Genomic DNA, 454 nt, shown 5'->3' with positions numbered 1-454 from the left:
CCATTCGTGCAGGTCGGAACTTACCCGACAAGGAATTTCGCTACCTTAGGACCGTTATAGTTACGGCCGCCGTTTACTGGGACTTCAATCAAGAGCTTGCACCCCATCATTTAATCTTCCAGCACCGGGCAGGCGTCACACCCTATACGTCCACTTTCGTGTTTGCAGAGTGCTGTGTTTTTATTAAACAGTCGCAGCCACCAGTTTATTGCAACCCTTTCACCCTCATGGAGTAAACCAATCAAGCTACCGGGGCGTACCTTTTCCCGAAGTTACGGTACCAATTTGCCGAGTTCCTTCTCCCGAGTTCTCTCAAGCGCCTTAGAATACTCATCTCGCCCACCTGTGTCGGTTTGCGGTACGGTCTCGTATGACTGAAGCTTAGAGGCTTTTCTTGGAACCACTTCCGATTGCTTCGTGAATAAATTCACTCGTCCCATCCCCTTGAATTCCG

1 rRNA gene is annotated in these 454 nt (G+C 49.8%); it reads right to left on the bottom strand.

The window, feature by feature from the left end:
* Window positions 1–454: ribosomal RNA gene (locus AC0V2Y_RS27830) — 23S ribosomal RNA — on the bottom strand; the annotation flags it as partial.

It is taken from the genome of Janthinobacterium sp. BHSEK (assembly GCF_056174685.1).
Note: the sequence above shows the minus strand (reverse complement) of the source record. Positions and strands in the feature narration are given on the sequence as shown.